This is a genomic window from Pseudofrankia sp. EUN1h (assembly GCF_001854645.1).
Classification (GTDB): Bacteria; Actinomycetota; Actinomycetes; order Frankiales; family Frankiaceae; genus Pseudofrankia; species Pseudofrankia saprophytica.
On the sequence record NZ_MBLN01000094.1, the window covers coordinates 1 to 7,911 of the forward strand.

Annotated in this window: 8 protein-coding genes; 2 read left to right on the forward strand and 6 right to left on the reverse strand. The window is 71.9% G+C overall.

What is annotated here, in order from left to right:
* Positions 1 to 67 precede the first annotated feature (67 nt).
* A complete protein-coding gene (locus BCD49_RS35850; protein WP_007520425.1) occupies positions 68 to 1,039 on the reverse strand; it encodes an NAD-dependent epimerase/dehydratase family protein in 972 nt (323 codons plus the stop codon).
* 218 nt (positions 1,040 to 1,257) lie between these two features.
* On the opposite strand from BCD49_RS35850, the gene BCD49_RS35855 reads away from it, so the two are divergent.
* Positions 1,258 to 2,190 (forward strand): UDP-glucose 4-epimerase, encoded by a 933-nt coding sequence (locus tag BCD49_RS35855; protein WP_241832465.1) that lies wholly within the window; start codon positions 1,258 to 1,260, stop codon positions 2,188 to 2,190.
* Between the two features lie 134 nt (positions 2,191 to 2,324).
* Entirely contained in the window at positions 2,325 to 3,095 is a 771-nt protein-coding gene (locus tag BCD49_RS35860) for a tyrosine-protein phosphatase (protein WP_027141195.1), read from the forward strand.
* 48 nt (positions 3,096 to 3,143) lie between these two features.
* Here BCD49_RS35860 and BCD49_RS35865 read toward each other — a convergent pair whose 3' ends face one another.
* The 5 genes from BCD49_RS35865 to murI form a co-directional block, all read right to left on the reverse strand.
* Positions 3,144 to 3,509, reverse strand: a complete 366-nt coding sequence (locus BCD49_RS35865) for an RpiB/LacA/LacB family sugar-phosphate isomerase (RefSeq protein WP_083401900.1) — start codon at positions 3,507 to 3,509, stop codon at positions 3,144 to 3,146.
* Between the two features lie 257 nt (positions 3,510 to 3,766).
* Positions 3,767 to 4,402, reverse strand: a complete 636-nt coding sequence (rdgB, locus tag BCD49_RS35870) for an RdgB/HAM1 family non-canonical purine NTP pyrophosphatase (protein WP_425343358.1) — start codon at positions 4,400 to 4,402, stop codon at positions 3,767 to 3,769.
* Between the two features lie 167 nt (positions 4,403 to 4,569).
* Positions 4,570 to 5,325, reverse strand: coding sequence for a ribonuclease PH (rph, locus tag BCD49_RS35875; protein WP_007515244.1), 756 nt, complete (start codon positions 5,323 to 5,325; stop codon positions 4,570 to 4,572).
* A 198-nt stretch (positions 5,326 to 5,523) separates the two neighbouring features.
* Positions 5,524 to 6,270, reverse strand: a complete 747-nt coding sequence (locus tag BCD49_RS35880) for an MBL fold metallo-hydrolase (protein WP_071042403.1) — start codon at positions 6,268 to 6,270, stop codon at positions 5,524 to 5,526.
* A complete protein-coding gene (gene murI, locus BCD49_RS35885; protein ID WP_007515242.1) occupies positions 6,267 to 7,241 on the reverse strand; it encodes a glutamate racemase in 975 nt (324 codons plus the stop codon). The genes BCD49_RS35880 and murI overlap by 4 nt, the downstream gene beginning before the upstream one ends.
* Between the last annotated feature and the right edge of the window lie 670 nt (positions 7,242 to 7,911).

Consider the following 7,911-nt stretch of genomic DNA (forward strand, 5'->3'; position numbering starts at 1 on the left):
CTAACCCCACGGCTGCGGGCGGGGCCCGTGCCGCCGGGGGCGGCGGGGGCCGCGGGGGCGGGCGAGGTCAGGCCCTGCCGCGGACGGGCGGGGGGGCCTGCGGGGCGACGCGATGACCGCCGCGGGCGGCGTACCAGGCGACGGTGGCGTCGAGCGCGGTCGCGAGATCGACGCTGGTCGCGTGTGGGAACAGCGTCCGGACGGTCGCGATGTCGGCCTGCAGGTCGCGGACGTCGCCGGCCCGGCCCGGCCCGAAGGCGACCGGCAGCTTGCGGCCGACGATCTCCTCCAGCCGGGCGACCATCGTGAGCAGGTCCACCCGGTTGCCGAACGCGAGGTTCACCGGCCGCGGGTGGGCGAGCCGGCGGGTGGTCGCGTCGGCGAGCATCGCCGCGATCGGCTCGACGTAGCCGACGTCGCGGGTCTGGCGCCCGTCGCCGAACACCGTCAGCGGACGGCCGGACAGCGCCGCGTCGATGAACGACGGGATGACCGCGGAGTAGGCGTGCCCGACCGCCTGGAACGGGCCGAAGACGGTGAACAGCCGCGCCACCAGCACCGGCAGCCCGAAGCTCGCCTGGTAACCGAGCGCGTAGGCCTCCGCGGCGAGCTTGCTCGCGGCGTACGGGCTGCGCGGGGCGACGGGACCGTCCTCCCGGCAGGGCATCGGCCCGGCGTCGCCGTAGACCGACCCCGACGAGGTGACGATGACGTGCGCCTCGGCCCGCTGGGCGACGTCGAGCACGGTGAGCGTGCCGGTGACGTTCACGTCGTGGCTGGCCAGCGGGTCGAGCAGCGAGCGTTCGACGGACGGCCTGGCGGCCAGGTGGACGATGCTGTCCGCGCCGGCGGCCGCCTCCTCGAGGATGGCCCGGTCCGTGACGCTGCCGACGATGAGCTTCACCGGCAGCCCGGAGAGGTTGGACACGGCTCCGGTGCTCAGGTCGTCGACGACGATCACCTCGCAGCCGGCCGACAGCAGCGCCCTGGTCAGATGGGATCCAAGAAACCCGGCTCCGCCGGTCACCACGACCTTCATCGCTTCATCACCCTTCGGAGTCGGACAGGTGCCATCCGTAGTATGCTTGCCTCTCTTCCGATCTGCGATCACCGATGAGAGTCGACACGGCACGAGTAGTGACGATCGCTGCGGCGCGGCCGGGGTCGGCGCTGCCGCGGCGCCTCGTTGAACTCGCTAGCGAGGCGTTCTACGGTCACCTCGTGCCAACAAGCCGCCACCGTCGGCAACTAGTCATCGTGGGAACCGGCGGTTACGGCCGCGAGCTCCTCGACGTGGTCGAAGCCGTCAACGCCGCCACATCCGACCAGGCCACCTACCAGCTCGTGGGTTTCCTGGCCGAGGAGCCGCGCGGCCGTCTCCTCGACGGCGCCCGGGCCTCGCCCGACGAGCGGCCGTCGCTCGACGAGCGGCCGGCACCCGACGAGCGGCTGACACCCGACGAACCGCTCGCGCTCACCGGCCGAGGAGACGGGCGGCGGCGACGTCGGACCGACGAGGACCTGCTCGCCCGGCGCGGCGTGTGCCTGCTCGGCGGGCTGGATCTGCTGGCGGGCCTCGACGTCGACTACCTCATCGGTGTGGCCTCCCCGGGCGCCCGCGCCCGGATCGACCGCTATGCAAGCGCGCTGGGCCGTCGGCCCGCGACGCTCGTACATCCGCGGGCCACCATCGGCGGCGACGTGAAGCTCGGCCCCGGCACGGTGGTCTGCGCGCTCGCCAGCATCACGACGAACGTCGCGACCGGTCGGCACGTGCTGCTCGACGTCGGGGCGAGCGTCGCGCACGACTGCCGGCTGCGTGACTACGCGACGCTCGCCCCCGGCGCCCGCGTCTCCGGCGAGGTCGAGATCGGCGCCCGCGCGTGGATCGGCAGCCAGGCGACCATCGTGCGGATGCGCCGCGTGGGTCCCGGCGCCGTCGTCGGCGCCGGCGCCGTCGTCGTCGACGACGTCCTGCCCGACCTCGTCGTCGCGGGCGTGCCCGCCCGCCCGATCGCCGCCACCGGGCCGGCCGGGCTCGGCGCCGGCCGCGGCGCCGGAGCGGACGCCGCCGCCCTCGCGGGCCTGCCACCGGATGACCGGCGCACGCCCGCCTGGCCGCCCCCGCCCCGTCACCTGCCGGCCGAGACGCACCGCGCCGACCTCGCCGAGCAGGCCGAGATCGCCTGACACGACGGGAACGACCCGCCGGGAAAAGACCAGCCGGCTGCCGGGGAAAGGCCAGTGGGCATCCCGGCGAACGGGGTCACGAGGGTGGCGCAATCCGGGCGCCGGGCGCCGGGCGGACGGCTAGCATCGAACGAGTGGATCGCTGGTACGAGCTCGATGGCTGCGACAATGTCCGCGATCTGGGTGGGCTGCCCACCGTGGATGGCGGCCAGACCCGCTACGGCGTCCTGCTACGCAGCGACACCCTTCAACACCTGACCGCCGTCGGCGTCGCCCGGCTGCGTGACGAGTTCGGCCTGGGCACGGTCCTCGACCTGCGCGCGGTCGAGGAGGCGGCGCGTGAGGGCCGCGGCCTGCTCGAGTTCGAGCCGGTCAGGTACCACAACCTGTCGTTCCTCACCACGCGCTGGGTGATGCCGGACGACCCCGCCTACGACGCGCTCGTGCGCACCCGCACCAGCGACGACCGTGTCGCGCACTACCTCGACTACGTGCGCCTGGCCGGCGAGTCGGTCGCCACCGCGGTTCGCCTCATCTGCGACGCGACCAGCGGCCCGACGTTGTTCCACTGCGCCGCGGGCAAGGACCGCACCGGCGTGCTTGCCGCCCTCGTCCTCACCATCGCCGGCGTGGAACGTGACGCGATCATCGCCGACTACGTCGCCACCAACGAGCGCATTCACCTGATCGAGACCCGGCTGTCCCAGCTGCCGTCCTACCAGCGCGGTATCCAGACGAGGTCGGAGGCCGACCAGCTCCGCGTCCGCGCCGAGGTGATGGCCGGCTTCCTCGACGGCGTCGACTCCCTCTGGGGCAGCGCCGACGCCTGGGCACTGCACGCCGGTGTCCCCGAGGAGTCGCTCACCGCCCTGCGCACCCGCCTGGCGACCACGGACCTGCCCTAACCCCGGCCGCGCGTGGGCATCGCCGAACGCGCGGGGGCGCGGGGACGGTTACCGGTCGCGGATCTTGTCTATCTGAGGGACCTCTTCGGGGTCTGGGCCCTCGACGGCGAAGAAGGCCTTCAGACAGTCGACGGCGACATCCGGCGCGGTTCTCCGGAGGCTCATCGTGAGGACGTTGGCGTCGTTCCAGAGGCGGGCGTTCTTCGCGATCCAGGGCTCCCAGGCCTGCGCCGCACGCACCCCCGGGACCTTGTTCGCCGCGATGGCGGTGCCCGTGCCCGTCCAGCACATCAGGACGCCGAAGCGGTACTCGCCGGCAGCGACACCCCTGGCCACGGCCTCGGAAAGCTCCGGCCAGCTCGTCGAGTCGACGAGCCTCGTCTCGAAGTTCGCCCGGAGATAGTCCGTCACCATCGTCACGCACTCGTTGGTGTCGTCCGCGCCAAAAATGACCTTGATCTTCTCGGCGGTCACCAGTTCTACCGCACCTTTCCACTACCCGACCAGTCAGCCCGGCGACAGGTGGTCGCACGATGGCAACAACGCCGACCCGTGACGTCGAGGTCCATTTCGTCGCACAATGTTACCACCCGCCTACCATTCGACATGTCRCCGCCTTTTGCCCGATGGCACCTGAGCGCCACCGAATGGCTTCCCCGGCCGGCGGGCGCCTAGAAACCGAGAAGCGACGGCAAAGCCGCGGCGAGGGCGCGGAAGGCCTGGCCACGATGGCTGATCGCGTCCTTCTCGGTCGCGGTGAGCTCGGCGCTGGCTCGGGTCTCGCCGTCGGGAACGAACAGCGGGTCGTAGCCGAAGCCGTTCTCGCCACGTCCGGCGGTGAGCAGCTGGCCGCGCAACTCGCCGTGGACGACGTGCTCGCGGCCGTCGGGACTCACGAACGCGGCGGCGCAGACGAACGCGGCACCGCGCCGTTGCGCCGGGACGTCGTCGAGCTGGGCGAGCAGCAGCGCGTTGTTCGCCGCGTCACGCGCGACCCGGCCCGTGCCCGGCGGGCTGCCCGCCCAGCGGGCGGAGCGGACGCCGGGCATGCCGTTCAGCTCGTCGACGGTGAGTCCCGAGTCGTCGGCGATGGCCGGCAGGCCCGTCGTCGCCACGGCGTCCCTGGCCTTGATCAACGCGTTCTCGGCGAACGTCCGACCGGTCTCGGGGACCTCCGGACCCGGCGGCAGCGGCACCAGCTCGACGGGCACCTCGCTCGCCGCGAGGATCCGGCTCAGCTCGGCGAGCTTGGCGTCGTTGCGGCTGGCAAGGACGATCCGCGCCGACACCCCCGACACCCCCGACACGCCTGACGCGTCCCGGGCGGCGGGCGCGCCCTCGGCCGGAGTTCCCGCCGGATCCGGGGTTCCTGCCGGATCGACGGAGCTTGCGGACGGGGTCCCTGCCGGATCGGCGGAGCCGATCTGGGAGGTCGTGATCTGGGAGGTCCGGGAGCCGGTCCCGGAGTTCTCGCTCACCGGCTGTCCCCGCGGCCCCCGGTGCGCGGCGGCGGTCCAGCGGGGAGGGGGCCCGCCAGCGCGTCGTTCTGCAGCTGCGCGAGCTCGGCGCAGCCGGCGACGGCGAGGTCGAGCAGGGCGTCGAGGGCGGCCCGGTCGAACGGTGCGCCCTCAGCGGTGCCCTGGACCTCGACGAACGCGCCGCCGTGGGTGCGGACGACGTTCATGTCCGTGTCGGCGGCCGAGTCCTCGACATAGGCGAGATCGAGCATGGGCACGCCGGCGACGACGCCCACGCTGACCGCGCTCACCCCGTCGATGATCGCCTTCGACCGGCCGAGCCAGCGGCAGGCGTCGACGAGGGCGACATAGGAGCCGGTGATCGCGGCGGTGCGGGTACCACCGTCGGCGAGCAGCACGTCGCAGTCGATCGCGATCGTGTTCTCGCCCAGCTGCTTGAGGTCGATGCAGGCGCGCAGGCTGCGGCCGATGAGGCGCGAGATCTCGTGGGTGCGCCCGCCGATCTTGCCGCGGACCGACTCCCGGTCGTTGCGGGTGTTCGTCGCCCGCGGCAGCATCGCGTACTCGGCCGTCACCCAGCCCAGGCCGCTGCCCTTGCGCCAGCGCGGCACCCCCTCGGTCACCGAGGCGGCGCACAGCACCCGCGTCCTGCCCGCCGAGATCAGGGCGGACCCCTCCGCGTGCTCCTGCCAGCCGCGGGTGATCGTCACGTGCCGGAGCTGGTCGGCGGCCCTGCCGTCATGTCTGGTCACGACCCGGACCTTATCCAGGCCTTCCCCACGGACTGGCTAGCCGGGACCTAGCCGGGGACTCGGCGCGCATCGGCACGTCCCCGCCACGGCGGACCAGGACGGCGATTCGCCCCTTCCACCGGACGGCCACCGTCGCCGGACGGCCCCTTCCACCGGACGGCCACCGCCGCCGAGCGGCCGCCGTCGGGGGTCGCGTCGTCAGATCTCGTAGGTGGCGCCGGGAGCGGCCACGCTGGTCCTGCCGCTGTAGGCGGCGGTGGCCTCCGCCTCGCTGCGGGCGGCGTCGCCCCAGGGGACCAGGTGGGTGACGACCAGCTGACCCACGCCGGCGGCCTCGGCGTGCAGGCCGGCCTCGCGGCCGGTCAGGTGCAGGTCGGGTGGGTTGTCCTCATGGTCGAGGAACGCGGCCTCGCACAGGAACAGGTCGCTGTCCTTGGCGAGCCGGACGAGCTTCTCGCACGGGCCGGTGTCGCCCGAGTAGGTCAGCACCTTGTCGTCCGCGCTGATCCGCACGCCGTAGGCCTCCACGGGGTGGGCGACGCGGGCCAGGTCGACGAGGAAGGGGCCGATGTGCACCCGGCCCGGGCCGATCGTCTGGAAGTYGTAGATGTCGGCCAGCGAGTCGTCGGGCCAGCGCTCGAAGGCGCCGCACAGCCGCTCCCGGGTGTTGATCGGCCCATAGACCGGCAGCTTGGGCGGCATGCCCTGCGGGTGGTAGCGACGCGCATAGCTCTGTACGACCAGGTCGAGACAGTGGTCGCCGTGCAGGTGACTGAGCAGGACAGCATCGACGTCACGCAGGTCGCAGTGCCGCTGGAGCTCACCGAGCGACCCGTTGCCCGCGTCGACAACGAGGCGGAAACCGTCGGACTCGACCAGGTAGGAGGAACACGCGGAGGTTGGGCCCGGATAGGTCCCGGAGCAGCCGAGAATCGTCAGTTTCACCGGCGCACCGCCTCCGCCGTCGCCAGGACCGTCGTCGTCATGTCGCCGCTCCCGTCCCGTTCCGCCGCGCTCCCCGCCATGCTCGGGGGCAAGGGGGCTCGCGCGCCAGCGGTGCTGACCTCGCTGGCCTGCGGAACGGGGACCCCCCCAACCGTCACGACCGGAGAGTTACCAGCCGGATACGCAGGTAGGACGGTGGCGAGCTCGGGGCCGAGGAACCTGCGGCCGACCCGGTTGAAGGATCGCGGGTCGCCGGTGGCGAGGAACCGGTGGACGGGTGGGGGCAGATCAGGATCACGGAACAGCCCACCCTGGGCCAGCACCCGGTAGGTGTCCTTCGCGGTCTCCTCAGCACTGCTCACCAGCGTCACCCCTTCCCCCATCACCAGGCTGATAACCCCGGTCAGCAACGGATAATGGGTACATCCGAGGATTAGGGTGTCGACGTCAGCTTCCTGCAACGGGGCCAGGTACGCCTCGGTAAGGCCAAGTAGCTGCCGGCCGGTCGTCGTGCCGCGTTCGACGAAGTCGACGAACGCCGGGCAGGCCACGCTCGTGAGCGTCACGCCCGCCGCCGCGGCGACGGCGTCGTCATAGGCACGACTGGTGATGGTCGCGACGGTGCCGATCACCCCGACCCGGCCGGTGCGGGTGGCCGCCACCGCACGCTTGGCGGCCGGCAGCACGACCTCCACCACCGGCACGTCGTAGCGCTCTCGCGCGTCGCGCAGGCAGGCCGCGCTGGCCGTATTGCACGCGATCACCAGGAGTTTCACGCCCTCGGCGACGAGCGTGTCCATCGCGCCGAGCGCGAGCCGCCGGATGTCGGCAATCGGCCGCGGCCCGTACGGGGCGTGCGCAGTGTCGCCGAAGTACAGGAGCGGCTCATGCGGCAGCTGGTCGAGGATGGCCCTGGCCACCGTCAGACCGCCTACGCCGCTGTCGAACACCCCAATCGGCGCGTCGCTCATGAGGGCAAAGACTAAGCCGGAAAGCTGGGGATCACTCTGTGGGTGTCATCACCACAGCGTTGACGAACCATGGACCTCCGGGTGGGACGTCCAGAAGTGTCCAGATCTTGCCGCTATGCACCGCCCGTGATAAAGAGCACGTCGCCCGCAAGGCTCCCCGTCGACCGCCCTGACCCCTGCCACCACAGGACTCCCGCTGACCAAATGGGTCACGGTTTCGCGGTGACGCCGGTGACGCCGGCCACGCAGGTTCACGGTTATGCCAGCCAAGTAGGTCGACATATGCGGCACGTCACGCGAACCCCAGGCCCGCCCAGGCGACGGCCGAGGGTGACCAGCCGGGACGAGATTGGTGCGGATGGGCGCTTCGGTGGCGATATGGCGACCAAACAGTGTGTCGTCCGGCAACCTCCGACCTCAGGGTGTAGTCTGGAAACTGCCTGTAATCGATCAGTGACTATCAGCTATCGAGCAGGTAGGTTGAGGACGCGACTGAGGTGTCCGGGCCGATCCATCCGTCCCCGGACCGTGGCACCCCAGTCGCATCCATCTATCCCGGTTCATCCGAGCCGACCCCTTGGTGCCCTGTCGCGCAAAGGGCGCGCGCCCGGCCTTCCGGCACTCCCGGCTTTCCGGCACTTCGGCACTCCCGGGCCCTCCGGCGCTTCGG

What these genes read in the sequence shown, in the direction of transcription:
- BCD49_RS35865 (WP_083401900.1), bottom strand. Translation starts at nt 3,509, where the DNA reads ATGGTGACGGACTATCTCCGGGCGAACTTCGAGACGAGGCTCGTCGAC.
- BCD49_RS35850 (WP_007520425.1), bottom strand. Translation starts at nt 1,039, where the DNA reads ATGAAGGTCGTGGTGACCGGCGGAGCCGGGTTTCTTGGATCCCATCTG.
- murI (WP_007515242.1), bottom strand. Translation starts at nt 7,241, where the DNA reads ATGAGCGACGCGCCGATTGGGGTGTTCGACAGCGGCGTAGGCGGTCTG.